Annotated in this window: 24 protein-coding genes; 12 read left to right on the forward strand and 12 right to left on the reverse strand. The window is 69.3% G+C overall.

Annotated features, from left to right (window positions below):
* Positions 1 to 214 precede the first annotated feature (214 nt).
* Positions 215 to 775, forward strand: a complete 561-nt coding sequence (locus ABT061_RS34930) for an isochorismatase family protein (RefSeq protein WP_350926124.1) — start codon at positions 215 to 217, stop codon at positions 773 to 775.
* Positions 776 to 1,068: 293 nt separating this feature from the next.
* Here ABT061_RS34930 and ABT061_RS34935 read toward each other — a convergent pair whose 3' ends face one another.
* Positions 1,069 to 1,857 (reverse strand): inositol monophosphatase family protein, encoded by a 789-nt coding sequence (locus tag ABT061_RS34935; RefSeq protein WP_350926126.1) that lies wholly within the window; start codon positions 1,855 to 1,857, stop codon positions 1,069 to 1,071.
* Between the two features lie 158 nt (positions 1,858 to 2,015).
* Complete coding sequence (locus tag ABT061_RS34940) at positions 2,016 to 2,936, reverse strand: LysR family transcriptional regulator (RefSeq protein ID WP_350926128.1); 921 nt, start codon at positions 2,934 to 2,936, stop codon at positions 2,016 to 2,018.
* Between the two features lie 116 nt (positions 2,937 to 3,052).
* Here ABT061_RS34940 and ABT061_RS34945 point away from each other — a divergent pair, with 116 nt between their 5' ends.
* Together ABT061_RS34945 and ABT061_RS34950 are read left to right on the forward strand one after the other, a co-directional pair.
* Entirely contained in the window at positions 3,053 to 4,168 is a 1,116-nt protein-coding gene (locus ABT061_RS34945) for a diaminopropionate ammonia-lyase (protein ID WP_350926130.1), read from the forward strand.
* Positions 4,169 to 4,374: 206 nt separating this feature from the next.
* Positions 4,375 to 5,562: an ArgE/DapE family deacylase gene (locus tag ABT061_RS34950; RefSeq protein ID WP_350926132.1), complete on the forward strand. Its 1,188-nt coding sequence runs from the start codon at positions 4,375 to 4,377 to the stop codon at positions 5,560 to 5,562.
* Between the two features lie 135 nt (positions 5,563 to 5,697).
* Here the strand turns inward: ABT061_RS34950 and ABT061_RS34955 are convergent, their stop codons facing one another.
* Genes ABT061_RS34955 through ABT061_RS34965 form a run of 3 tightly spaced genes read right to left on the reverse strand, consistent with a single transcriptional unit; the run spans position 5,698 to position 8,383 of the window.
* On the reverse strand, positions 5,698 to 6,243 hold the full coding sequence (locus ABT061_RS34955) for a hypothetical protein (protein WP_350926134.1): 546 nt from the start codon (positions 6,241 to 6,243) through the stop codon (positions 5,698 to 5,700).
* Positions 6,240 to 7,703, reverse strand: coding sequence for an ATP-binding protein (locus ABT061_RS34960; RefSeq protein ID WP_350926136.1), 1,464 nt, complete (start codon positions 7,701 to 7,703; stop codon positions 6,240 to 6,242). The genes ABT061_RS34955 and ABT061_RS34960 overlap by 4 nt, the downstream gene beginning before the upstream one ends.
* The gene (locus ABT061_RS34965) at positions 7,700 to 8,383 is read right to left on the reverse strand and encodes a response regulator (RefSeq protein ID WP_350926138.1); all 684 of its coding nucleotides are present in this window, start codon (positions 8,381 to 8,383) and stop codon (positions 7,700 to 7,702) included. The genes ABT061_RS34960 and ABT061_RS34965 overlap by 4 nt, the downstream gene beginning before the upstream one ends.
* Before the next feature lie 143 nt (positions 8,384 to 8,526).
* On the opposite strand from ABT061_RS34965, the gene ABT061_RS34970 reads away from it, so the two are divergent.
* Together ABT061_RS34970 and ABT061_RS34975 are read left to right on the forward strand one after the other, a co-directional pair.
* Positions 8,527 to 8,805: a hypothetical protein gene (locus ABT061_RS34970; protein ID WP_350926140.1), complete on the forward strand. Its 279-nt coding sequence runs from the start codon at positions 8,527 to 8,529 to the stop codon at positions 8,803 to 8,805.
* 1 nt (position 8,806) lies between these two features.
* A complete protein-coding gene (locus tag ABT061_RS34975) occupies positions 8,807 to 9,439 on the forward strand; it encodes a class F sortase (RefSeq protein ID WP_350926142.1) in 633 nt (210 codons plus the stop codon).
* Positions 9,440 to 9,505: 66 nt separating this feature from the next.
* On the opposite strand, the gene ABT061_RS34980 is transcribed toward ABT061_RS34975, so the two are convergent.
* Together ABT061_RS34980 and ABT061_RS34985 are read right to left on the reverse strand one after the other, a co-directional pair.
* Entirely contained in the window at positions 9,506 to 9,673 is a 168-nt protein-coding gene (locus ABT061_RS34980) for a hypothetical protein (protein WP_350926144.1), read from the reverse strand.
* Between the two features lie 203 nt (positions 9,674 to 9,876).
* Positions 9,877 to 10,437 (reverse strand): GNAT family N-acetyltransferase, encoded by a 561-nt coding sequence (locus ABT061_RS34985; protein ID WP_350926146.1) that lies wholly within the window; start codon positions 10,435 to 10,437, stop codon positions 9,877 to 9,879.
* A gap of 337 nt (positions 10,438 to 10,774) precedes the next feature.
* On the opposite strand from ABT061_RS34985, the gene ABT061_RS34990 reads away from it, so the two are divergent.
* The 4 genes from ABT061_RS34990 to ABT061_RS35005 all read left to right on the forward strand — a co-directional run bounded on the left by ABT061_RS34990 (position 10,775) and on the right by ABT061_RS35005 (position 18,275).
* Positions 10,775 to 11,584: an SAM-dependent methyltransferase gene (locus tag ABT061_RS34990; RefSeq protein WP_350926148.1), complete on the forward strand. Its 810-nt coding sequence runs from the start codon at positions 10,775 to 10,777 to the stop codon at positions 11,582 to 11,584.
* A 198-nt stretch (positions 11,585 to 11,782) separates the two neighbouring features.
* Positions 11,783 to 12,430, forward strand: coding sequence for a hypothetical protein (locus ABT061_RS34995; protein WP_350926150.1), 648 nt, complete (start codon positions 11,783 to 11,785; stop codon positions 12,428 to 12,430).
* 761 nt (positions 12,431 to 13,191) lie between these two features.
* Positions 13,192 to 17,073, forward strand: coding sequence for a metallophosphoesterase (locus ABT061_RS35000; RefSeq protein ID WP_350926152.1), 3,882 nt, complete (start codon positions 13,192 to 13,194; stop codon positions 17,071 to 17,073).
* 68 nt (positions 17,074 to 17,141) lie between these two features.
* A complete protein-coding gene (locus tag ABT061_RS35005; protein WP_350926154.1) occupies positions 17,142 to 18,275 on the forward strand; it encodes a HupE/UreJ family protein in 1,134 nt (377 codons plus the stop codon).
* A gap of 88 nt (positions 18,276 to 18,363) precedes the next feature.
* Here ABT061_RS35005 and ABT061_RS35010 read toward each other — a convergent pair whose 3' ends face one another.
* The 5 genes from ABT061_RS35010 to ABT061_RS35030 all read right to left on the reverse strand — a co-directional run bounded on the left by ABT061_RS35010 (position 18,364) and on the right by ABT061_RS35030 (position 21,837).
* Positions 18,364 to 19,794, reverse strand: coding sequence for an aldehyde dehydrogenase (locus ABT061_RS35010; RefSeq protein WP_350926156.1), 1,431 nt, complete (start codon positions 19,792 to 19,794; stop codon positions 18,364 to 18,366).
* Position 19,795: 1 nt separating this feature from the next.
* The gene (locus ABT061_RS35015) at positions 19,796 to 20,002 is read right to left on the reverse strand and encodes a tautomerase family protein (protein WP_343969653.1); all 207 of its coding nucleotides are present in this window, start codon (positions 20,000 to 20,002) and stop codon (positions 19,796 to 19,798) included.
* A 1-nt stretch (position 20,003) separates the two neighbouring features.
* Complete coding sequence (locus ABT061_RS35020) at positions 20,004 to 20,237, reverse strand: hypothetical protein (RefSeq protein WP_350926158.1); 234 nt, start codon at positions 20,235 to 20,237, stop codon at positions 20,004 to 20,006.
* A gap of 68 nt (positions 20,238 to 20,305) precedes the next feature.
* A complete protein-coding gene (locus tag ABT061_RS35025; protein WP_350926160.1) occupies positions 20,306 to 21,196 on the reverse strand; it encodes a VOC family protein in 891 nt (296 codons plus the stop codon).
* Positions 21,193 to 21,837: a class II aldolase/adducin family protein gene (locus tag ABT061_RS35030; RefSeq protein WP_350926162.1), complete on the reverse strand. Its 645-nt coding sequence runs from the start codon at positions 21,835 to 21,837 to the stop codon at positions 21,193 to 21,195. The genes ABT061_RS35025 and ABT061_RS35030 overlap by 4 nt, the downstream gene beginning before the upstream one ends.
* Positions 21,838 to 21,939: 102 nt before the next feature.
* On the opposite strand from ABT061_RS35030, the gene ABT061_RS35035 reads away from it, so the two are divergent.
* The 3 genes from ABT061_RS35035 to ABT061_RS35045 all read left to right on the forward strand — a co-directional run bounded on the left by ABT061_RS35035 (position 21,940) and on the right by ABT061_RS35045 (position 24,669).
* Positions 21,940 to 22,518: a PadR family transcriptional regulator gene (locus ABT061_RS35035; RefSeq protein ID WP_350926164.1), complete on the forward strand. Its 579-nt coding sequence runs from the start codon at positions 21,940 to 21,942 to the stop codon at positions 22,516 to 22,518.
* A 240-nt stretch (positions 22,519 to 22,758) separates the two neighbouring features.
* A complete protein-coding gene (locus ABT061_RS35040) occupies positions 22,759 to 23,610 on the forward strand; it encodes a helix-turn-helix domain-containing protein (protein WP_350926166.1) in 852 nt (283 codons plus the stop codon).
* 198 nt (positions 23,611 to 23,808) lie between these two features.
* Positions 23,809 to 24,669 carry an aldo/keto reductase gene (locus tag ABT061_RS35045; protein ID WP_350926168.1) on the forward strand — a complete coding sequence of 287 codons (861 nt, stop codon included), beginning with the start codon at positions 23,809 to 23,811 and terminating at the stop codon, positions 24,667 to 24,669.
* Positions 24,670 to 24,776: the final 107 nt, after the last annotated feature.

The raw sequence follows: 24,776 nt of genomic DNA on the forward strand, positions 1-24,776 counted from the left end.
GTCCTACCCGACCTCGGCTGTGGATCTTCTGGGTGACCCGGCTTAGAAGTCCATGTCGGCGGGGGCGGCAGGGGTCTTCTCCGGCTTCTCGGCGATGACGGCCTCGGTACCTCCGTGTCATGGGGCGGGGCGGTCCGAGGTTCGTTCCGCCCGTTGTCGGTGGGCCGCTCTACCGTGAGTGGGTACAGAAACCCAGCGTGAGTAAGGGGAGACCATGACCACCCTCGAGAACCGGCCGAACACCGCACTTCTCGTCGTCGACGTGCAGAACGGTGTCGTCGTGGGAGCTCACGAGCGCGACGCGGTCGTCGCGAACGTTGGCGGCCTTGTCGAGAAGGCACGGCGGGAACGGGTTCCCGTTGTCTGGATCCAGCACTCCGACGAGCAGCTCGCGAGAGGGAGCGACGACTGGCGGATCGTCCCCGAGCTGACTCCGGGCGACGCCGAGCCGCTTGTCGAGAAGAACTACGGCGACTCCTTCGAAGACACCGCTCTGGAGACCGTGCTGTCGGGCCTTGGCGTCGGGCGACTCGTCGTCGTCGGCGCACAGACCGATTGGTGCATCCGCTCGACGCTCCATGGCGCGTTCGTCAGGGGATACGACACGACCCTTGTCGGCGACGCCCACACGACGGAGGACCAGACGGCATGGGGGGCGCCGCCGCCGGACCGGGTCATCGCGCACACGAACCTGTACTGGGCCCACCAGACGGCGCCGGGGCGGACGGCCGGGACGGTCGAGACCAAGGATGTCGACTTCGGCGGCACCTCCTGAAGCCTGTGCGACACGGACCGGGGCCATCCGCGGGCTGAGCGGTCAGGGCTCGGACAACATTGCCGGGCCGATGGATCGGCCGGGGCCTGCCGGCTGATGCGGAGCTGCTCGAAGATGCCGGCGAACCGCTTCGGGCGCACCATCTCGCCGATCAGGGCGAAGGTCATGACGAGCAGGCCACCGGACAGCCCGCGCAGCGCGATCGTCCACACCTGGCTCATATGTAAATACCGTTGACCTGCGGCGATGTACGGTTCTGTGGACGAGCTCTCGATTCGCTCCCGCTGACGGGACTACGGGTTGCGGATGAGGTCCAGCAGCGCCGCGTGGGTCTCCGGGTCGGCCGCGACGATGAGCCCGCCCGCGCCGGTATGCGGCGGCCGGCCGTCGAGGCCGGTCAGCACACAGCCGGCGGCCCGGCACAACGCGATCCCGGCGGCGAAGTGCACGCTGTCGTGGAGCCGGCCGTCGGTGACGTATGCGGCTCGCCGACCGGCGGCGACCCAGGCCACCGCCAGGGTGGTGGAGACGACGCGCGGGCGGAACCGCTCGGCGAACCCCGGATCGGCGAGCAGGGCGGCGGCACGGAAGGCGGGTGAGTTCGGGAACGGCGGGTCGAGGTTGACGTCCACCAGCCGCGAATCCGGCGACGGCTTGAGCGGCTCGTCCAGGTCGCTACGGCGGATGTAGGCGCGGACGCCGTCGGTCCAGAACACTTCTTCGGCGAACGGGTCGGCCGAGGCCGCCACCGTGATGTCCGGGCCCACACGCAGGGCGACGTTCACCGCCGCCAGCATGGTGTGCACGGCGTAGTTCAGCGTGCCGCACAGAGGGTCGACCAGCCACATGCGCTCCGCCCCCGCCGGGCCCGAAGGCCCGCACTCCTCGCCGGTCACGGCATCACCGGGCCGGGCGGTGCGAATGACATCAAGGATGGCCTGCTCCGCTTCCACGTCGGCGGCCGTGGCGAAGTCACCACCGGATTTCTCCAGGCGCGTCAGCGGCGCGCCGAACATGGTGCGCACGACGGCTGCTCCCGCCTGCGCCGCCGTACGGGCCAGCTCGACGTCAGTGATCGGCATGAACCGCAGGATAGATCAGGCGGGGTCGGCCGCTTGACACCGGTGCACAGTGCGGCGGAAGGCCGCGAGCTCGTCGTAGACCTTGCGGCCCTGCAGGCAGCCGAGCATCCGGTACTCGACGGTGGCGGCCTTGATGACGCGGTTGCGTACCGTCCCTGTCAGGTGTCGATCGGGGCCGTCGCTTCTGTGGCGGCTTGCCGGAGTGCGTGGCGGCATGCCTTGATGGCGGGGTGCCGGCTGCGGCCTCGGCGTACCGCGGTGAAGATGCGGCGTGTCCGCTGGCCGCGGGGAAGTTGCCGCAGTGTGACGGTCGGGGACTGTCCGATCCATACGAGGTCGGGAAGCAGTGCGACGGCGTGGCCCTGTTCGACGAGGCGAAGGTGGATCAGGAGGTCGGTGGTCTCGAACCGTACGTCGGGTTCGAAGCCGGCGTTCCGGCACAGGGTCATGGCCCAGTGGCGGGCTGCCGTACCCTCGGGTTCCATGGCCCAGGGACGGTCGGCGAGTGAGCGCAGCGACGCCGTGGGGCCGTCCGCGTCATCGGCCGGTTCGGGCAGCGCGAGACGGAGGAAGTCGTCGAGCAGGTCCTCCTGTTCCAGTTCGGCGGGCCGGGGGTTGGGATTGCCCGGGTACTCCTCGGCGATGACCAGGTCGAAGTCGCGGGCCTGAAGTGCGGGCAGGGCCGTTTCCGGCGGCATCTGTGTGACGTGGGTTCGAAGGCCGGGGTGAAGATCGCGCAGGATGTTCAGTGCGCTGGGTATCAGGGCGAGGGTGGCGGTCTGGAACGAGGCGACGCGCAGGGTCCCGGTCAGTTCGGTCAGGGAGGCGGCGATGTCCGCCTCGGCGCGCTCCAGGCGTTTCAGCACCGCTTCGGTATGGGCGACGAGGATCTCCGCCTGCTCGGTCAGCCGCACGCGTCGCCCGATCGGCTCCAGTAGCCGGACGCCGGCCTCCGCCTCCAGTTGGGAGAGCTGCTGGGAGACGGAGGAAGGGCTGTAGGAGAGGGCGGCGGCGACGGCCGCGAGGGTGCCGCGGTGCTTGAGTTCGCGCAGCAGGCGTAGTCGGTGCAGGTCGAACATCGGCGGACCGTTCTCTTCGTCGTCGCGGCGAGCTTTTGATCGGTTGGTTTCTCTGATGAATATAGGTCGGAAACATTCGCTGGACCGATTGGAGTGTGTGCCGCACGCTGGCTGAGATGCCTGAGATCGCTTCTTCCGTCCGTACGCTGCCGTGGTTCGCGCGGCCCGCCGCCAGGTTCTGGACCTGTGCGCCCGCCCCCGCCGAGGTGCGGGAGTTCCATGCCTCCCTGTTCGAGTACGCCCCTACCGCGCTGATCGAACTTCCCTGGCTTGCCGTCGAGCTGGGGGTCGGGCGGGTCTTCGTCAAGGATGAGTCGTCTCGTCTGGGGCTTCCCGCTTTCAAGGTGCTGGGCGCATCCTGGGCGGTGCACCGTGCCCTTGCCGAGCGGGCGGGGCGCGGTGGGGCGGGTCCGGTCACGTTGGTGACCGCCACTGACGGCAACCATGGCCGCGCTGTGGCTCATATGGCACGTCTGCTCGGCCAGCGCGCCCGCGTTTTCATCCCGTGGGGTGTTCATCCGAGGGCTGTGGCGGCCATCGCCGCCGAGCAGGCCGAGATCGTTCAGGTCGCGGGCCCGTATGACGAGGCGGTGCGCCGGGCGGCCGGGGCGGCCGCCGCGTTGGATACGGTTCTGGTCCAGGACACCGCCTGGCCGGGCTATGAGCAGATCCCCGGTTGGATCGTCGAAGGCTATTCCACCCTCTGTGCCGAAATCGACGAGCAGTTGACGGCGGCTGGAGCCGGGATGCCCGATCTTGTCGCCATCCCGGTGGGCGTGGGCTCGCTGGCCCAGGCCGTCGTCACCCACTACCGCAGTCGTCCGGCGGGGCGGGCCCCGGCGCTGTTGTCGGTGGAACCTGTGGCCGCCCCCTGTGTCATCGAGAGCCTCGTGCGTGGCGAACCGGTCAGCGTTACCACCGGTGAGACCATCATGGCCGGTCTGAACTGTGGCACACCCTCCACTATCGCCTGGCCTTACCTGCGGGGTGGACTGGATGCCGCCGTGGCCGTCGCCGATGCCGACAGCGCCCGCGCGGCCGGTGACCTCGCCGCCCTCGGTGTTTCCTGTGGCCCCTGCGGTGCGGCCTCGCTCGCCGGCGTCCGCGCTGTGCTCACCGGCGACGGCGCCGGCGAGCGCCGTACCACGCTGGGGCTTGGTCCTGCCTCGACGGTGGTGTTGCTGTGCACCGAGGGTAGTGCGGCCAATCCGCATGCCACTCCGGATGTCTGAACTCATCTGTTTTGGCCTGTCGGGCTGGTCCGCATACGTCGACGCAGGCCCTTCCCGGCTTCGAGACGGCGACCGTTCGGGGCTTCCGAAGCGTACTGCTCAGAATTTTTCGCCGGACAAGGTGAAACGAGTGGTGCACGGTGCTCGAAGGTAGATCGTCTCGCACTCCTTACCGTCTCGCCCGTTCCCGTGCCAGGGAGGCGACAGTGCTGTGGAAGGTCCGCATGCTCCACGAAACTCCCGCGGTTCCCGATACGTCAGACCCGGCTGCCCTCCTCGCCAGGCTCATCGCCATCGACTCCGTCAACCCCGAACTGGTGCCCGGCGGTGTGGGCGAGACGGTCATCGCCGATTTCTGCGGTGAATGGTTGGCCACCCGTGGCTTCGAGGTGCACCGCCTGGAGAAGCGTGCCAGCCGTCCCTCGCTGGTCGCGATCGCTCGTGGCACCGGCGGTGGACGGTCGCTGATGCTCAATGGCCATCTCGACACCGTCGGCCTGGCCGGCTACGAGGGCGACCCGCTCGAACCGCGGATCCGTGACGGAAAGATGTTCGGTCGCGGAGCCTTCGACATGAAGAGCGGTATCGCGGCCATGATGATCGCCGCCGCGCGTGCCACGGCCCGGGGGCGCCTCCGGGGAGATGTCATCCTCGCCTGCGTCGCCGACGAGGAGCACGGCAGTCTGGGCACCGAAGAGGTCCTGGAGTCCTTCAGCGCCGACGCGGCGATCGTCACCGAGCCGAGTCATCTCGAAGTGACCCTCGCGCACAAGGGTTTCGCCTGGTTCGAGGTGGAGATCGAGGGGCGAGCGGCTCACGGGTCCCGTCCTGAGCTGGGCATCGACGCCATCGTCAAGGCCGGTCACTTCCTCGTCGCGCTGGAGGAGCTGGGGCGGCGCCTCGCCCAGGGACCGGCGCACCCGCTTCTGGGGACGGGGACGGTGCACGCCTCCGTTATCCAGGGTGGGGAGGAGCCGTCCACTTACCCGGCGCGCTGCCGCGTCACGCTGGAGCGCCGCACCGTACCCGGCGAGAACGCCGACACCGTGGAACGGGAGCTGACCACGGTCCTCGACCGCCTGGCCGCCGTGGTCCCGGACTTCCGCTACCGGCTGTCCCGCGGTCTGTGCCGCCGGCCCTTCGAGGCCGACCCGCAGGCCGCGATCGTACGCACCCTCACGCGCCACGCGACAAGGGCCCTCGGTCATCCGCCTGTGGTGCGGGCCGAGTCGTTCTGGACCGACTGTGCGCTGCTGGATCGGGCCGGCATTCCCTGTCTGCTCTTCGGCGTCGACGGCGGGGGTGCCCACGCGGCCACCGAGTGGGTCGACATCGCCTCCCTGCACCGAGTGGCCGAGATCCTCACCGACACCGTCGCGGACTTCTGTTCCTGAGCCTTCGGCCGGACCTGCCCGAGGAACTGCGCACTCGGGTCCGTGTGACAGGCCCCAAAGACATCCCAGCAGCTTAAGTGTCAAGCGGCTGCCCCATGCCCGCGGCCTATCGGCCGGATGTGACACCGAGCCGTGTCACTCCGGTGCCCGGGGAAACTCCGAACAGCGGAAGGAGCCGAGCTCGGCACCGCCGCGCTGGATGGTGACCGTGACCGCGTCGGGGTCGAGGTTCGAGCGCGTGGCCACGGCGCTCGCCGCCGTGCAGGTGAGTTGCCCCAGCCACAGATTCTGGTCACGTGGCCGGACCTGCGCGGCCTCCCGGGGGGCGAGGCTGGGGACGGGGACGGGAATGGGGGCGGCGAGGAAGATGCGGACCATGGCAGTGTCGGAGGTGACCTTGCTCGGTGTGTCCGTGCCGGGTGCGAGCTCGGTGCGCACCCCCTGCCGCCGCTCCTCGGAGCTGGGCCCCGCCAGCAGCAGGTCCAGCGTCTCCCGCAGCGGGGGCCACGGCAGGGGGCGGCTCACAGCGCGCAGTCGCGCGCCCGACACGAAGTAGAGCCGGGTGCTGGGCTGAAAGCCCACGGCGGGTTCGCCCCCGTCCATCACGCGGGTCGGGCTGATGCCGCATCCGGACACGGCGGAGGCGAGCGCCAGCGCGCACGCCATCATGCGGGTGTTCATCTCGGCTCCGGGTGGCGGGGAAGGGTGAGGCGGAACAGGGCGCCGCCGCCGAGCGGGTTGGCCACGCCGATGGACCCGCCGTGCAGGCGCGCGTTCTCCAGGGCGATGGAAAGGCCGAGCCCGCTTCCGTCGGACCTCGTCCGGGCCGCGTCGGCCTTGGAGAAGCGGTCGAAGACATGCGGAAGGAGGTCCGGGTCCACCCCCTGGCCGGCGTCCTGGACCTCGATGAGGACGTGGCCCGTGTCCCGCGGGCCGTCCGCGCGCAGTCGTACGGTGACCGGGGGAGCACCGTGCCGGAGGGCGTTGCCGACGAGGTTGGCCACGATCACGTCGAACCGGCGGGGGTCCATGCGGATCCGCACGCCAGGAGGCAGGTCCAGGACGACGCGCGCGTTCCAGCCGCGGGCGCGCAGGCAGGCGCGGATCGCGTCCGCCACATCGACGTCGTCCAGGATGAGGCGCGCTGCCCCCGCGTCGAACCGGGAGATCTCCATGAGGTCTTCCACGAGCCGGACCAGCCTGCCCACCTCCAGGTTCAGCAGCCGGGCCGCCTGTGCCAGGTTGCCTTCAAGGCGACCGGCCTCCTCCTCGAACATCTCCGCCATCGCCAGGATGGACGCGAGCGGGGTGCGCAGCTCGTGGGACACGTCGGCGACGAACCGGCGGGCCCTGACCTCCATCTCGCGCAGCTCCGACACGTTGCTCTCCAGGGCGGCGGCCGTGGCGTTGAAGGTCTTCACCAGCCGGGCCAGTTCGTCGCCGCCGGTCGCCTTCAGCCGCGTGTCCAGCTCGCCGGCGCCGAGCCTGCGCGCCGCCCGGTCCAGCTCGCGTACCGGACGCAGCACGCCCCCGGCCGCCAGCAGGGCGAACAGCACGGCCAGCGCCACGACCGGGAGCACGCCGTTCCACGCGGCGGTGACCAGCGCGTCCTGGTCCGCGGCCTCCTTGCCGAGCGGGGCGACGAGGTAGACCTCGACTCCCGAGGGGGTCCGCTGCCGGCCCAGCAGCACGGGCGTGCCCACGACGAGGTAGGGGGTATCGGCGGAGACGACGCGCTGGTAGGCCAGGCGCCGCCCGCCGGCGACGCTGCGGCGCAGCGCGGACGTGATCGGGCCGGTGCCGTCCCCGGAGGCGATCAGGCCCGAATCCTCGTAGACGGCGGCGCCGGTCGCCTCCAGGAACGCGGGCGCCACACCGTTGGCGAGCCGTTGCAGCGCCGCCCGGTCGGGAGGGTGCTGCATGTTCTCGGTCAGCGTCGCGACGCGCAGCCGGAACTCGTTGACGACCGACCACTCCGTGCGCGACAGCATGAGGTCGCGTGCCTGGCGGTAGACGAGTCCGGCGGCGGTCAGCGCGCTCAGCCCGGCGAGCAGCACGAAGACGACCACCAGCCGGGCCCGGAGCCCGCGCGCCCCCAGCGGGAGCCGCGGCCTCCATCTGCCTCTGGCTGTGACTGTCACAGAGGGCCGAACCGGTACCCGAACCCGCGCACGGTCTGGACGTACCGGGGCTTCGACGGGACATCCTCGATCTTCGTGCGCAGCCGTTGCACGCACGCGTCGACCAGCCGGGAGTCACCCAGGAAGTCGAGGTCCCAGACCGACTCCAGAAGCTGCTGGCGGCTGAACACCTGGCCGGCCGCCGCGGACAGTTCCAGCAGCAGCCGCAGTTCCAGCGGCGGCAGCGTGATCTGGACGCCCGCCTTGGACACCGTGAGCGAGCCGCGGTCGATCGCCAGGTCGCCGTGCGCCTCTGCCCCGGCCCCGGCCCCGGCGGCCGGGCCCCCACGCCGCAGCACCGCGCGGATCCGCGCCTCCAGCACCCGCGGCCGTACCGGCTTGACCACGTAGTCGTCGGCGCCCGCCTCCAGGCCGCTGACGACATCGAGGTCGTCGCCGCGGGCGGTGAGCATGACGATGGGCGTGGGGCCGCCCGCCCGGATACGGCGGCACACCTCGAAGCCGTCCAGGCCGGGAAGCATCAGGTCGAGCACGACGATGTCGGCGGGTGTGACCCGTAGTCGCCGCAGCCCTTCCTCGCCCGTGCCGGCGGCATCGACATCGTGGCCATGGCGGCTGAGCGAGAGGCGCAACCCCTCGCGCACGGACGGGTCGTCTTCGATCAGCATCACTCTGGCCACCGTCTAAGTATCCGGCTTGATCACCCCGTTTCCGGATGATGGCGACATTCATTACACGCTCATGACATTCCAGTCATGGCCCGCGGACATCGCGCTGCCAGCATCTGAGCCGCTCTTCATCGAACCGTCACCTAGGAGGATGTATGCGATTCGCTCGGAACGCCCTGGCCGCGGCGGGGCTCGCCATCGCCCTGCTGCACGTCGCGGCGCCGGCTGCGGCGGCCGCGACGCCCAGCCCCGTGCCCTCACCGGCTCAGCTCCGTCCCGCGGAGCAGGAGCCCCCCTTGGTGCCGGAGGGGGCTCCGGAGACCGGGGGTGGTCTCAGCGGCAGTGTTCTCGTTCCGGTTGGCGGGGTCCTTCTCGTAGCGGGGGCCGGGACGGGCCTGCTGGCACTGCGCCGCCGTAAGCACACCCAGGTCTGAGATGCCGGATGCGACACGGGGCGGCCACCGGGCCCTCGGCCTGGTGGCCGCCGCCCTCGCGGTCACCGGCGCCGTGTTCCTGGGCAGCACGCTGCTTCCCCGGCAGACCCCTCCGGCCCCACCCCCCGCGCAGGCCCTGGCAACCGTTTCCCCGGTCGCTTCCTCGCGGCCCGCTCCCGTCCTGCCCCGATCCGAACCGCGCCACCTGGACGTGCCGAGGATCGGCGTGCACGTCCCCCTCTCCCGGCTCGGCCTCAACGCCGACGGCACCGTGCAGGTACCGCCGGTGGACCGGCCCGAGCAGGCCGGCTGGTACGCGCGCGGCTACACGCCCGGGGAGCGCGGGGCGTCGGTGATCCTCGGGCACGTCGACGGCGGAGGACGCAAGGGCGTCTTCTACGATCTCGGACGGATGCGCCGGGGTGACAGCATCTCGGTCACCCGCGCGGACGGCTCGGTCGCGACCTTCGTGGTGCAGTCGGTGGAACAGGTCGCCAAGAGCCGTTTCCCCTCTCAGCGCGTGTACGGTCCGCTCGACCACGCCGGCCTGCGCCTGGTGACCTGCGGCGGCGGCTTCGACCGTCGGACCGGCCACTACACCGACAACATCATCGTCTACGCGCGCCTCACCTGACCGGCCCGCCCCCGGCCCACCTGCCTGGTCTCCGCACACGTCAGGCGAGCCGGGCCCAGTGGCGGTTCAGGCCTCGTGGTCGCGGTCGGCGAACATGTCCAGCAGGACGCACACCGGCATATCGGATTCTGCCGGGGAAGTGGCGCTCGGGGTTGATGCTGTAGCTGTTGGGCCGCCCGACGCGGTGCGGGTCACGTATCCCGCCTCATGCAGGTCGGACACGATGCCCTGCACGGCGCGCTCGGTGATCCCGAAAGATCTATGCCGAGGGCGGTGGTGTGGGCGAGGACCAGGGCGGCGACCATGAGCACCGTCAGCGCTGCGAGCACCTTGTAGAGGGTGGCGCTGCGCATCCTCACCGCCCAGGGTGGGGGCCGAGGAGGATCCGGGCAGGATTGAACGTTAAGGCGAAATGGCCGCTGTGTTGGATGCTGAGATCAGATTCGGAACATGGACAGGGGAGCCGTGCAGAGGGTCTGCTCGGCGCCGAACTCCTCGAACGTGCCGACGGGGCGGAAGCCAAGGCGGGCGGCGAGTTTCAGAGATCGCTTGTTCGCGGTCTGGGTCACGAGCAAGACCGGCTGGTCGGGGAGTTCGTCAGCCGCGGCGCGCAACGCGGCCGTTGCGGCCTCGAATGCGAACCCCGCGCCCCATGCGCTGCGCCGCAGTACATAGCCCAGTTCCAGTTCCTCGCCATCCTCGGTGACATGCCCGGGGTGATCGGTCGACCGGCGGGCGAGCATCAATGTCCCGATAAGTCGGTTCGTCGTGTTGTCCGCGATGACATAATTGCCGGGCCTGGATGTCGCGTTGGCGATCGCCGTGTCGAAGCGCTGCTCGACGTCACTCCGAGGCTGGGGGCCACCGATGTATGCCCGAACCTCGGGATCGGTATAGAGCTCGATGAATCCTTCACGGTCGGCATCGTGCAACGCTCCGCGAAGCAGGAGTCGTTTCGAAGGGACCTCCGTGGCAGACAGCGTGCGCAATTGGCTCATAGGCCCGTGATCCTAGAACACGGGACCCTTGCTCGAGCGGTGCACGGTCTGGACCGGTGGTAGAACGGGGCCGAACACGCTGGGGTTGATTGCTTTGAGTGTGCCGTCGGGATAACGGAGGCGCAGTTCGTACAGCATGCTGTTGCCCGGCACGCCGGCCAGGAAATTCGAGTGCGTTGACGAGGCCGTGGACCTTGTAGATCGCCTCCGTTGCTCATCGTAAAGAGATCTCTCGTGGCCTTCATGCTTTGTCATGTCGGCGCGCGCAGCCGCCGAGGCTTATGATCGCTCTTGCACGGCTCTCGTCACCTCACCCCTTCCTTCGGAGTTCGAGCACATGGCTGATCCTCTGATCCCCTGGCGCGGCGACCTGGCCGCGAAGATCCAGCCGCAGATTCCGCACGCGGCGCGGATCTGGAATTACTGGATGGGCGGCAAGGACAACTTCGAGGCGGACAGGACGGCTGGCGACGCGGTCGCCGCGGTCTACCCCGAGATCGTGACGATGGCGGCGCAGTCGCGGAAGTTCCTCATCCGGGTGGTGCGTCACCTGGCCGCGGAGGCGGGAATCGACCAGTTCCTCGACATCGGCACCGGCTTGCCGACGATGCAGAACACCCACGAGGTGGCTCAGCAGGTCATGCCGCATGCGCGGATCGTCTACGTCGACAACGACCCCATGGTGCTGGTGCACGCCAGGGCGCTGCTGAGCAACACCACTCCGCAGGGTGTGACCGCCTATGTCGACGGTGACTATCACGAGCCCGAGTTGATCGTGGAGGACGCCCGCAACGTCCTGGACTTCACCCGGCCGATCGCCGTGATGTTCATGGGCGTCCTCGGCTATGTGGAGGACTTCGCGGTGATGCGCTCCATTGTCTCGCGCGTCATGGATGCCGTGCCCTCCGGCAGCTACCTGGTGCTCTGGGACGGGACCGACACGGGCGAGACGGTCAACGAGGGCAGTGAGAAGCTCGCGGAGAGCGGAGCCGTGCCGTACCACCTGCGTCGGCTCGACCAGCTGGCCGAGTGCTTCGCGGATATGGAACTGGTCGAGCCGGGGCTGGTGCCCATCACACGCTGGCGGCCCGACACCGACGACGCGCCCTGGATCGACGCGCACGGGGCTGTGGCGCGCAAGCCGTAGCCCGCTGTTCTGGGCCCCCACTCAGGTCTTTACCAGTCCCGAAGGCCCATCTTGCTGCGTCGTCCCAGGCCCGCCGCGGTGCGTCGACCCGGCGGCACGGCCCGGTCGACGCACCGCACCCGGCGGGCCCAGCGGGGGCCGCTCCATCTGCACTCAGTTGCAACTGGTCTTCAAGGGTCCGCACCCAGAATTTCGATCATGTCGAAGACGACGCGGGGCGACATTAGGAGACAACGTCGGCGAGAGGCCGCCCAGGCGCGCGAGAGGCGAGTCCGCGAAGCGGCGCGGGCAGCCAAGGCGCGCGAGAAGCGAGTCCGCGAAGCGGCGCGGGCAGCCAACAAAGCGCAGGAAGACAACAAAGGGATCTTCTTCCCGGTGCTCCTGATTCTCCTGCTGGTGTTCGGGTTGCCGATCTTCCTCATATCTTCCGTCACCCTGCCCGACATACAGACGGCGCTCGGCATGAGGGGTACGCCCGGGACCGCGACTGTGCTGTCCTGCGAGGCACACGGAAGTGGGCGCAATAGCAGACGCGCTTGCCAGGCGCGGTTCGTGTTCAAAGCCTCGGCGAGGCCGCCGGTCGTCCTCCCGACCGTGGCGGATGTGGAGGTGGGTGAGACGTTCCCGGCCGCGATCAACTCCGAGGGGGACCTCGTCCTGCCCACGGGGGCGCGGGGCGTGTGGAGGTGGGTTCCGCCGGCAGTCTCCATCTTTGTCATACCGGCCGTCCTGATGATCGTTTTCGGTTTTTATGTGGTGCGTTCCTGGGCGCTGGGGATCGGCGGGATCGCGCTGGCGCTGGCGACGGCCGCAGCCATGATCGCAGGATTCGCACTCGGCGGATGAACCGAAGTGCTGTCAAGAACTCCGGGGTTGGCCCTCCGCTCCCGAACGTGTCCCCAGACATCCGAGCACGTTGTGGTGTCAAGCAGCGGCTACCAGATGAGGTGGAAAGGCGATGGACTCGTCGGAAGACGCGCGGCCCGCTGATCGAAGGACTCGCCGGTCCGACATCCGATCAGCCGTTCGCGACCCCGGCGATCCACAGGGACTCCTTCTGCCGCAAGAGCTCTCGGGCTCGGCCGCGTTTGGGAGGTCGGCCCCGCAGACGGGCTCGAACCACGAACACCACGCTCGTCGAAAAGCCGTAGCCATGACGGGAGAACGCCAGGAGGGCCGGTCTTGAAGACCCTCCCAAAAGTCAGGCTCATCAGCCCGGCATCCATCAGTCGCGACTACGGCCGATCGGTAGACAAAGCAGGCACCGGCCGGGGCCGGCGCCGCCGATCCGGGGGCCTGATGGTGACGGGTTTCTCGGCCAGCCGCCGATGCCAATGTTTAGATACATAGCTATTTGTCGACCTTGTGACCTATTTGGTCCCATCTCGTAATAGATGACCAGAATGAGCCGATAGTTTCGCTTCCCTTCAGTCCCTTCATGCACACCGTTCACTCGCCCGCTCCAGTGTGTCCGCCCGAAGGGCAAACCGCTCGATCGGTGCTTGTCGGAATAGAAGGGACTGCACCTGATGCAGCCAATGGCAGCGCGAAAGTTACTGGGGAGCCGACGGCGTTTCGCCGCAGCCGGCGCAATCGCGGTGCTGCTGGTGAGCAGCCTTGTGACGGCGGCCTACGCCGACCCGGGACCGGGGGAACAGAATCGGGGACGGCCCAGCCCGACGCCGACGAGCTCGCAGACCCCTCCGACGCTCACCCCCGCCAACGGTTCGTACCTCGTGGGCACGGCGAAGGTCGCGGCGGTTCCGGCCGCGGCCGGTGACAGTGTCACGAAACTCGCCATCGACGACACCGCACTCGACGCCACCCGGACGGTGGGCGTCTCCAAGCTCAGCTTCGACGTCGGCTCGAACTCGACGGAGGCGCAGTACCACAGCTACGTGCTCGTCAACGGCGGGTACCGCAGCGACATCGGCGACCATGTGAACGAGCGGGCGACCATCGAGATCCCGAACGAGCACCTCGTCAAGGGAGAGAACACCGTCGAGATCGTCGTCGGTACGATCCAGTCCTCATGCGGCCTCAACTACGACGACTTCGTGCTGTCCGATGTGGGCCTCGAACTGCTCGGTGAGGTCGCGGACGGCGAGGAGAACCCCTATACCCTCTCCTTCGGCGACGGCAGCTGCGGCACGAACTCCTCGCTGCTGAAGCGCGCCACGCTCAAGTTCTTCGTCCAGTCCGACCCGCAGGGCACCACGGGTCTCACCGCGGACGTGGACACGACGGAGCTGGCCAACGGCGAGCACGTCATCACCGCCACGACCGCGGCCGGGGCGACCGTCAAGAACACCGTGACCGTGAACAACGCTCCGGCCGGGGCACCGTGGCTGCTGCCCGTGGACGGCACGCTCGTGGCGGGCACCAAGCCGGTCTTCGCGACGATCCCGGCCGGCGGCGAGGGCGGCGTCGCCTCCCTGACCGTCGACGGCGACAAGCCTGCCACGAAGGCCACGCTCGGCAACGGCGCCGCGAAGTTCAGCTTCGACGTGGGATCGGACTCGATCGACGACAAGTTCGACAACTTCCTGCTCGTCAACGGCAAACGCATCGATCTGGGCGGCTCCTGGGTGAGCCGGCGCGTGACCATCGCGGTTCCGGCCCGGTTCCTGGTGCCCGGCGACAACACGATCAAGGTCGTCACCGGTGACTTCAAGGAGTCCTGCGGCAACAACCGCGACGATTTCACGATCGCCAACCTGGACCTCGCCCTTGACGGTGCCACCGTGACCGGCCAGGACGTCAAGCCGTCGTACGACATGGGCGACGGCGACTGCGGCAGCAGCCAGACCCTCCTTCGCGAGGTCGAGTTGCGCTACACGATCGACGCCCCGGCGGTGAACGTCATCGAGACGCTCGGCTCGGGTAACGCCATCCTCAGCTTCAACGTGGGCAGCAACTCGATCGAGGCGCGCTACCAGAACTTCGTCCTCGTCAACGGCCAGAAGGTCGTACTCGACGGCGACTTCGTGAGCCGGCGCGTCGACCTCACGATTCCGAACGAGTACCTCGTGCCCGGCTGGAACACGATCGACTTCGTGACCGGAACCTTCCCGACGTCGTGTGGCAACAACCGCGACGACTTCGCGATCTCGAACATCGTCCTGACCCCGGTGCAGGGCACGGCGACCGGCCAGATGCTCAAGACCTCGTACGGCATGGGCGACGGCAACTGCGGCGACAACGTGAACCCGCTGACCGAGATCGACCTCGAATTCCTGGTGGACGCGCCGGCCCGCGGCCTGCGCGCAGACCTCGACACCACCGCCATCAAGGACGGCAAGCACACCCTCACTGCGGCGTCGACCACGGGCGAGGTCGCCACCCGCCTGTTGATCACCGACAACTCGGCGCCGGCGGTCGCCAAGAGCGTCCCGGCCGCGGGCGAGAAGATCAATGCCTCGGTCGTGCTGGACGTCAAGCTCGAGGACGCCTCCGGCGTCGTGTCCGGGCCGGACGTCGAACTCGACGGCCGGCCGATCGAGCTGGGCGCCCAGGTGGGCCCAGGCCTGCACGCCGGTAAGCACACCCTGGCGGTGACCGGCACGGATGGGCTCGGCAACACCACGAGCCGCGAGATCGTGTTCGAATCCGCGGGCATCCCGGACGTCCCCACCGAGCTGATCCCGGCGTTGGGGGCCGTCGGGGTGTCGGATCCCGTCACCCTCTCGGCGAAGGTGGCCGAACCTGATGGCGGCCAGGTGACGGCGACGTTCTCCGAGGCCGAGATCCTGACGCCGAACCAGGTGTTCCAGGGCACGGCCAAGTCCGTCCCCACGACCCTGAAGGTCCCGGGCGAGAGGAAGGTCAAGGCCGAAGGGCTCGAACCCGCCGATGGCAGGACGCTCGACGCGCCCGCCGGCCAGGACGTCACCTACCAGCGGTACGACGTCCAGGTGAAGGGGCACGCGGACTCCCCGGTCCTGCGCTGGGAGGGCGTCATCGACCCCGAGCGCCTGGCCTCGCTGCGGGCGTGGAACACGAGGACCAAGGCATGGGATCTGCTGACGAGCGCCCGTGGCGCCGCCGAGGGCAAGACCGTTCTCACGGCCGTCGTCGATGGGGACCACATCGACAAGCAGCAGGTTCACGTCATGGTGACGGGCGAGGACCCGTTCGCCGACGACATAGAGCCCGGTGACCCGAACGGTTTCGCCGACCCCGCCTCCTACGACTTCTCGATCGTCCACTTCACCGACACGCAGTACATCTCCGAGGGCGCGGTGGAGCAGGAGAGTGCCGAGGAGCGCGCGGTGTGGGAGTCCGCCTACGCAGGCATCGTCGACTGGATCGGCGCGAACAAGGACCAGCGCAAGATCTCGTACGTCGCGCACACCGGCGACATCATCGAGAACAACATCCGCAAGCCCGCCGACGAGGCCATGCAGCAGCAGGTCGTCGGCGAGTTCGAGGTGTCCTCGAGGCAGCAGCGCGTGCTGGACGACGCGGACATCCCGAACGGCGTGATCGCCGGCAACCACGACAACCAGTCGGGCACCGAGAACGGGCCGGACGCGATCTACAACAAGTACTACGGCCCCAGTCGGTATCAGGAGGCGTCACAGGGCTGGCAGCACGCCAACTACGGCGGGCCGTGGAGGGAAGGCGACAATCAGAACCACTACGACCTGTTCTCCGCGGGCGGGCTGGACTTCGTCGTGGTCGGCCTGTCGTACGGTGTGACGAGGGAGGAGGCCGAATGGGCCGACTCCATCTTCAAGAAGTTCCCCAACCGCAACGGCATCCTGCTCTCGCACGACTACATCGTGCCGAGCACCAACCCCGACGGGCGCGGCGCTGGATTCTCCGCCCCCGACGGCTCGATGCTCTACAAGACGGTGGTTGAGAAGAACTCGAACGTCTTCCTCATCCTGGCCGGACACGAGCACGGTGTGGGCACCAACGTGAAGCCGAAGGTCGGCCAGGTCGGCAAGGGCGTGGTCGAACTTCTGGCGGACTACCAGTTCTACACGGTGTCGGCCGACCGGCTCGGGCTCACCGAGATCGGCGGGTACAACCCGACGGACCAACTCCAGTTCGGCGCGAGCTTCTTCCGGCTGCTGCAGTTCGACGTCGAGCGAGCGGAGCTGACCGTGGACACCTACTCTCCGCTGCTCAACGACTTCGGCGCCACCGAGTTCGACCCGCTGCGCCGCTACAACGGGCACGAGGACAACATGGTGCTGCCGGTCGATCTCACCTCCCGCACGACGAGCTTCCAGACCGACTCGCTGGCGCTCTACAAGCCCACCCGGGTCGTCGGCAGGAGCAAGGTCGCGTCGGGTCAGGTCGCCTCGGTGACCTGGGACCGTCTCAAGGACGACACGGCCTACGCCTGGTTCGTCACGGCACGCTCCGCCGGCGGCGGCGTGACCGCCTCCGAGCCGAGCGTCTTCGTCACGAAGGACGAGCGCGGCCGTCCCGGCAAGTGGGGACCTGACTCGCCCATGTACCACTGGTTCCGCCGCTGACCCATCACCGCCGCCCCGGACCGGGTCCGGGGCGGCATTCGCTCATCCCCGATCTGGAGAGACGAGACATGTCCCGCAGGCGCTGGCTGTTCGCCGTCGTCCTCGCCGTCATTCTCGGCGGTGTGCCGGTCGGCCTGGTGCGTCCCGCTCCGGCGGCGGCGCACGACGCGACCACGGCCGCCCACGCCGAGGTGACCGGCACGGGCGCGAACGTCGAGGTCGTGCTCGACCTCGAGTACGACCTCCTCATGAAGTCGGCCTGGCTCTACGCGGAGGCATATGAGGCGAAGGAGCGGACCGAGCAGCTCCACCAGCTCAAGATCAACCGTGATGCCGTGACCGGCTATGTCACGGGCCGCTTCGCCGTGGCGTACCACGACGAGCCGTGCGCGCCCACGCCGGTGGGCGACGCGGACGTCCGTGTCCGCGGCAAGGCGGCCTTCGCGGTGCTGACCTACGCCTACGCCTGCGCGGGCGGGGATGGGGGAGTCCACGCGATCTCAAGCGCGCTGTTTCCCGACGCCGAGAGCTTCGTGCACAGCACGAAGACGATCGTCCGCTACGACCTTGACGGTGAGCAGGGCTCTGCGGTCCTGGTCGCCAAGAACCCGACGCTGCGGATCGGTGAGTATCCGGCGTCGTATCAGGTCCGGGAGTTCTTCCTGCTCGGTGCCGAGCACCTGCTGTTCGGCCTCGACCATCTCTTCTTCCTGTTCGCGCTGCTCATCGGCGCGCGCCGGCTGCGTGACGTCGTCGTCACGGCCTCCGCCTTCACCGCCGCCCACAGCATCACGTTTCTGCTGGCGGCCATGGGGGTCGTGGACGTTCCTGGGGAGATCGTCGAGCCCGTCATCGCAGCGTCGATCATTGTCGTGGCGGTCGCCAACCTCCTGGACCGTGGGGAAGATAGATTGGGCAGATGGCGGCTGCCGATCGTCTTCGTCTTCGGCCTGGTGCACGGGCTGGGCTTCGCCGGTGCGCTGGACATCAAGGAGAGCGGATCGTGGGAGCTGCTCCTGTCGCTGCTGAGCTTCAACCTGGGCATCGAGGCGACGCAGCTCGCGATCATCGCTGTGCTCTTCCCGCTGCTGGTGCTGCTGCGCCGGGCGTCCGCGGCCCGCTGGGTGGTGGCCGCGATCTCGGTCCCCGTCGTGGCGGTCAGCCTGTACTGGTTCTTCGATCGCATCCCGCTGCCGCTCTGACGGTGGCGGGCGTCGGTTCGCCGACGGCCCCACCCACCTGGTTGTGACGCCGCAAACGCCACTCGCCGCAGTCAGGTCCCGCCGCGGATCAGTCGATCTGCATGACGACGGCCTTCGGCTCGGTGAAGAACTCGCGGCTGAAGGTGCCGCCCTCGCGCCCGACACCTGAGTCGCCCGCCCCGCCGAACGGGGCGCGCAGGTCGCGGACGAAGAAGCAGTTCACCCAGACGGTCCCGGCCCGCAGGCGGGCGGAGACTCGGTGCGCCCGGGACAGGTTCTCGGTGAACAGCATCGCGTTGAGCCCGTAGCGTGTGTCGTTCATCAGCGCCACGACCTCGTCCTCGGTGTCGAACGGCGTCACCGTGACGACCGGGCCGAAGATCTCCTCGCGCTGGTGGCGGCCGGTGGCGGGCATGCCGGTGATCACCGTGGGGCGGACGAACCAGCCGTCGCCGAGGCCGCCGGAGCGGATGGAGCCGCCCTCCTCGGCGACGGTCTCGACGTAGCCGCGCACCTTGCGGTAGTGGGTCTCCGAGGCCAGCGGGCCGAGTTGGGTGGAGTCCAGCTTGGGGTCGCCCAGGCACATCGCCTCGGCTGCGGCGGTGAAGCGGGCGATGAACTCGTCGAACACCGGACGCTGGACGTACAGCCGCGAACCCGCCAGGCACACCTGCCCGGCGTTGGTGAAGATCGCCTTGATGGACCAGCTCACCGCGTTGTCGAGGTCGGCGTCGGCGAAGACCGCGTTGCCGCCCTTGCCGCCGAGTTCCAGGCTGACCGGCACGAGGTGCCTCGCCGCCGCGGCCGAGATGACCCGGCCGGTCGCGGACTCGCCGGTGAACGTGATCCGGTCGATCCCAGGGTGCTCGGTGAGCGCCTGCCCGGCGGAGTCCGGGCCGTGGCCGTGGACGACGTTGAGCACTCCGGGCGGCAGGCCCGCCTCCAGCGCGAGCCTGGCGAGGATGGTGGCGGAGGCGGGGGTGTCCTCGGCGGGCTTGAGCACGACCGTGTTGCCCCAGGCCAGTGCGGGTGCGATCTTCCAGGTCTCCAGCATCAGCGGGAAGTTCCACGGGGCGATGGCGGCGGCGACCCCGACGGGCTCGTAGCGGGTGTAGGCGTGGTGGCCGGAGTCCATCGGCAGCGTCTCGGCCGTGGTCAGCCGGGCGTGGTCGGCGAAGAAGCGGAAGTTGTCGGCGGCGCGGGGCACATCGTTGCCGCGGCTCTGGGTGATCGGCTTGCCCATGTCGCGGGTGTCGGCCAGGCCGAGCTCGTCGGCGTGCTCGAGGATGAGGTCGGCGAGGCGATGCAGCAGCCTGCCGCGCTCGGCGCGGCCCATGCGCGGCCACGGCCCCTCGTCGAATGCCCGCCGCGCCGCCGCCACGGCCCGCTCCACCTCGGCCGCGCCGCCGAGCGCGACCTCTGCCCACGGCTCGCGGGTGTAGGGGTCGACGCTGGTGAACGTCTCGCCGCCGGAGGACTTCACTTCAGCACCGTCGATCACGTGTCCGAAGAATTCCATGTCAATCACCTTTGTTGATCTCGTCGCGTTCGGCGAGCGTCTGGTCTCCGGCCGCCCAGTGGGTGCGCGGCACCTCGCGTACGATCACCCGGATGCTCTGAGCAGGGGCGCCGAGCGAGCGCTCGACGGCGGCGTGCACCTCGTGGATGAGCGCCCGGATCGCGCCGGGTTCGCGGCCCTCGGTCAAGGTCACCTCGACCAGCGGCATGTCACACCCCCGCCACGGACACGGAGCCGAGGCCGCTGAGGCGTACGGTCACCGACGAGCCGCGCTGGAGCGGCATCGCGCCGGTCATCTCGCTCGTCAGCGGCGCGTGCCGCGCCCGGTAGGCGGTGGCCAGGCCCGGACCCGGCCGTTCTTCGATGATGGGGCCGTGGTCGGCACGGTTCCGCCCGGCCTCCAGCAGCACCTCGGCGGTGCGTTCTATGGTCCATTCACTCATGCGATCGATCCACTTTCCGGTGGCCGCCGTTTCGGCCGGGTGAGGCGCGGGGGAGTAGGGGAGAGGGCTCAGCTCTGGCCGAGAGGGCGGCGGATCTGAGGTTGGCTGTGGACGCGGCGCGTGGGGCCCTGCCACATGTCGATCGAGCCCGGCTCGGCCGGGTCGAAGTAGCGGGGCCGCCAGGCGTCCTCGTCGGTGATGAGCCGCACGCCCCAGGAATACTCGTAGGTGATCCCCTCCGGCCCCTTGAAGTAGACGAACACCGCCGTCGACTGCGGATGGCGGCCGGGGCCCATCTCGATCTCGACCCCGTTGGCCTCCAGGAAGTGACAGTTGCGCATCAACGCGTCGAGCGAGTCGACCTGGAAGTTGATGTGGCACAGCCCCGGCTGGCTGCCCTGGAACACGGCCAGCTTGTGGTGGACCTGGTCGATGCGCATGAGACAGGCCCAGTCGCCGATCCAGTCCGACACGCGGGCGTTGAACAGGCCGGACCAGAAGCGGTACGCCTCGCGCACGTCCGGGGCGTCCAGGCACAGGTGCCCGAACTCGGTGATGCCGGCCTCGCGTCCGTAGCGGACCGGTGCGGTTAGCGCCACCTGGTCGATCACCAGGTCGATGCGGTTGCCGAACGGGTCGTCGAACGACAGGAAGTCCCGGACCCGGCGTGAGTCGGCCTCCTTGGCGTCGCCCCGTACGACGGTGACGCCGGCCTTCTCCAACTCGATCTCGGCGGCGGCGAGCGCGTCCTCGTCCCGGACGGTGAACCCGGAGCTGATGACCCCGGACTCCCCCTCGACCAGGGCAAGGCAGTGGTGGCGCTGGTCGGCGCGCAGGTAGGCGACGCCGTCCTCTTGGGCGGTGAGCTCCAGGCCGACGATGTCCACGGCGAACCGTAAGGCGGCGTCCAGGTCGGCGGCGCCGGACCGGACGTAGGCGATGTCGTCGAGCTCGATCATGACAACTCCCGGAGATAGGACCAGATGCGGTTGGACAACTCGGATCGCACGGCCCGCCACGCCTCCTGCTCGGCGGGCGTGAGAGGGATGGGGGTGCCGGAGGCGGTGGCGGCGGCGTTCATGCGGGCGGAGGCCTCCAGCACCCACATGAGGGCGACGGCCTGGCCGACGCTTTCGCCGACGGTCACGGCGCCGTTGCCCCGCATGATCAGGGCAGGTGCCTCACCCAGGCGCTCGGCCAGCGCCCGCCCGCGCGTGCGGTCGCGCACCAGCGTCGCGTCGTCGAACACGGGCACCTCAGGCCCGAGGAACGCCCCCTGCCCGTGCAGCGGCAGGATCGGTACCCCCGCCGAGGCCAGAGCCGTGGCAGTGGGCGGCTGTGCCCGGCAGATCGCCCGCACGCCGGGTCGCGCCCGGAAGATCTCCAGGTGGATCCACGCCTCGCGCGGCGTGCCGTCGGGCAGGTCGGTGGCATCCAGCGGGACCTCGGCGTACTGCGTGTCAGGTCCGAGTGTCCCGAGCGGCACCGGCGGGGTCATCAGCAGCCGATCGTCCCCGACTCGCAACGACACGTGCCCGAACGCGGTGACCAGCCCGGTCGCTGCCAGCGCCCGCCCGGCGTCCGCCAGCCCTGTGTTCACACCAGTACCTCTCTGCCCGTGCGTATCTACAAAAACAGGCAGGACAATACATGTATATTCGTACATGTTCTAGGGCAAGTGGGACACCCCTATGCTGAGGGCATGTCGCTTCAGCACGCACTGCTCGGCGTCCTGGAGGCGCGCCCGATGAACGGGTACGAACTGACCCGCTTCTTCGATGCCGCCCCGCGCTGGGTGTGGTCCGCGCCGCAGAGCCAGATCTATCCGACGCTCCGCCAGATGGAGCAGGCCGGGCTCATCGAAGGTCAGAAGGAGATCCGTGGCACGCGGCTGAAGCGGACGGTGTACTCGATCACCGAGCGCGGGCTTGAGGAGCTGAAGACCTGGCTGGGCACCGGCCACGCCCTGGCTCCGGTGCGCGACTCGTTCTTCCTGCAGGCACTCTTCTTCGACATGATCGACGCGGATCGGGCCGCGCCCGTGCTCAAGGCGTACATCGCCGAGCAGGAGCAGCTGATCACGGAGTGGCGCGCGCACCGGGAAGCGCTGCTGGCCAAGGACACCGACCTGCTCAAGGAGAGGCTGAAGAACCGCCCGCCGGCCGAGCACGACCGCATCGCCGGGCTGAAGGCGCACGTCTTCGCGGGCCAGATCGCCGTCGCCCAGGCCCGCGCCGACTGGGCCCGCGAAAGCCTCCGCCTCCTCGCGGAAGGCGTCTGACCGAGCGAGGGACGCCCGGACGGCCGCAGCAGAGCCGGAAGACTGCTGTCACCGGCTACGTGCGTTGACGTTTGCGCAGGTAAGCGTAGCTATTTGCAGGCCCCTCCAGCGGCCGTGGTCGTGGTGGTCTTGGCAGTCATGCCCCCAACCTGGCCTGGGCGGCGGCGCGTAGTGAGGCCGGGCTGAGGCTGGCCCTGACAGGGCGACGATGAGCGCGCCGGGGGCCGGTAGGTTGCCGGTGTGAGCGACAACGAGCTGGGCGCGTTCCTGCGGAGCCGCCGGGAGGCCATCAGTCCCGCCGATGTAGGGCTCCCCGCCGGGTTCCGGCGGCGGACCCCCGGACTGCGCTGCGCCGAGCTGGCCACGCTCGCGGGAATCAGCGTGGAGTACCTCGCACGGCTGGAGCAGGGCCGCGACCGGCATCCGTCTCCGCAGGTGCTCGGCGCGCTCGCCGACGCCCTGCGGATGTCCACCGACGAACGTTTCCACCTCAGGCTCTTGGCGAAGGCGACCGAAGGCGGCAGCGTGTTCGTCTGCCCTTCGGCGCAGCCGCCGGTCGTGTCCGTCCGGCCGACGGTGCGGGCGCTGCTGGACAAGCTGGAACCCGCCCCGGCGGTGCTGATCAACCGGATGACACAGGTGCTCGCGTACACCACAGGCTTTGAGCGCCTGGCCCGGCCCACCGGCCTCCTGGACGCGGCCGAGCCCAGTTTCGTACGATTCGTGTTCACCGATCCGCGCGCCCGCGACGTCTACCCCGACTGGGACGCCGTCGCGACCCAGCAGGTAGCCACCCTCAAGTGCGCGGCCGGTCTCGCCGACCCGCACGTGGCGGCCCTCACCGACGAGCTCACCGTCACGGCCGGCGGACCCTTCGCCGAGCGGCTCACGACGCCGGGCGTCCCCGAGCGGGCAGGTGTCCAGCGCTGGGCGCACCCGCAGGCCGGGGAACTGCACCTCGCGTACGAGGCCCTCGAACTCGCCGACGACCAGCGCCTGATCGCCTACCTTCCGGCGGACGAGGCGTCGTCGGCCGCGCTCGATCGCCTGGCCGGCCGCCACCCCGGCACGCTCCGCGTCGTCAACGGCTGACCGCAGCAGGCCGCCTGCCGGGGCCTGCCTGCCCTCCTGGTGGGCTCGGCACTCGAGGTGGGTGCCATGAAGCGCAAAGTGGCTCTGTGTAATCGCTTGCCGGTGTCAGCAGGCCTTCGTCTGGCGACCCTCCGCCGGATATGACGATCACCGGCACTGTTATCTTGATCAACTTTGAGTGAGAGGCGAAACCGGCACATGACATCGAGCACCTTCCGCATCGGGGGCGCGATCGACGTACGGCGGCTCGGCTTCGGGGCCATGCAACTGCCGACCGAACCCGGACCGGCTCGGGAAGCAGCCATCGCTGTGGCCCGACGAGCCGTCGACCTGGGCGTCACACTGATCGACACCGCGCACCTGTACGGGTGGGGCGCCAACGAGGAGCTCCTCGCCGAGGCGCTGCACCCCTATCCGGACGACCTGCTCATCGCGACGAAGGTCGGGATCGCGCCGCCGAACCCCCCGCACGATGCGGCGATCTGCGGACGGCCGGACTTCCTGCGGGATCAGGTCGAGCAGGGCCTGCGCCGGCTTCGCGTCGAACGGCTCGAACTGCTCCAGTTGCATCGCATCGATCCGGAGGTGCCGCTCGCCGACCAACTGGGGGCGCTGCGCGAGCTCCAGACCGAGGGCAAGATCGGCCTCATCGGACTGTCCGAGGTCACCGTCGCCGAGCTTGAGGAGGCGCGGCAGATCATCGACGTCGCGAGCGTGCAGAACCGCTACAGCATGCTCGATCGCGAGCACGAGGCCGTGCTCGAGGCCTGTGCCGCGGCGGGGATCGCCTTCCTGCCCTGGCGGCCCGTCCACCCCGCGGTATCGGCGGCGACGGCCGAGATCGCCGCCGTGGCGGCCGAACTCGGCGCCACCGCGGCGCAGGTCGCGCTGGCGTGGCTGCTCCACCGCTCACCGGTCGTGCTGCCGATTCCGGGCACCGCCACCATCGACCACCTGCGGGAGAACGTCGCCGCGGCGAACCTGCGGCTGAGCGGCGATCAGCGGCGGCGACTCGATGGTGGAAGTGATGCACGGCCGGACATCTACGACGGCCGGTAGCATTGAGTGATCCGCTGGTAGATGGGAGTCGCACCTGATGCGTGGTCTGGGAGACCTGGAGTCCACGATCATGGAGCGCCTGTGGTCGTATCACCGGCCGGCGTCGG

The organism is Streptosporangium sp. NPDC002544 (assembly GCF_040295965.1).
In the GTDB taxonomy this organism is placed as follows: domain Bacteria; phylum Actinomycetota; class Actinomycetes; order Streptosporangiales; family Streptosporangiaceae; genus Streptosporangium.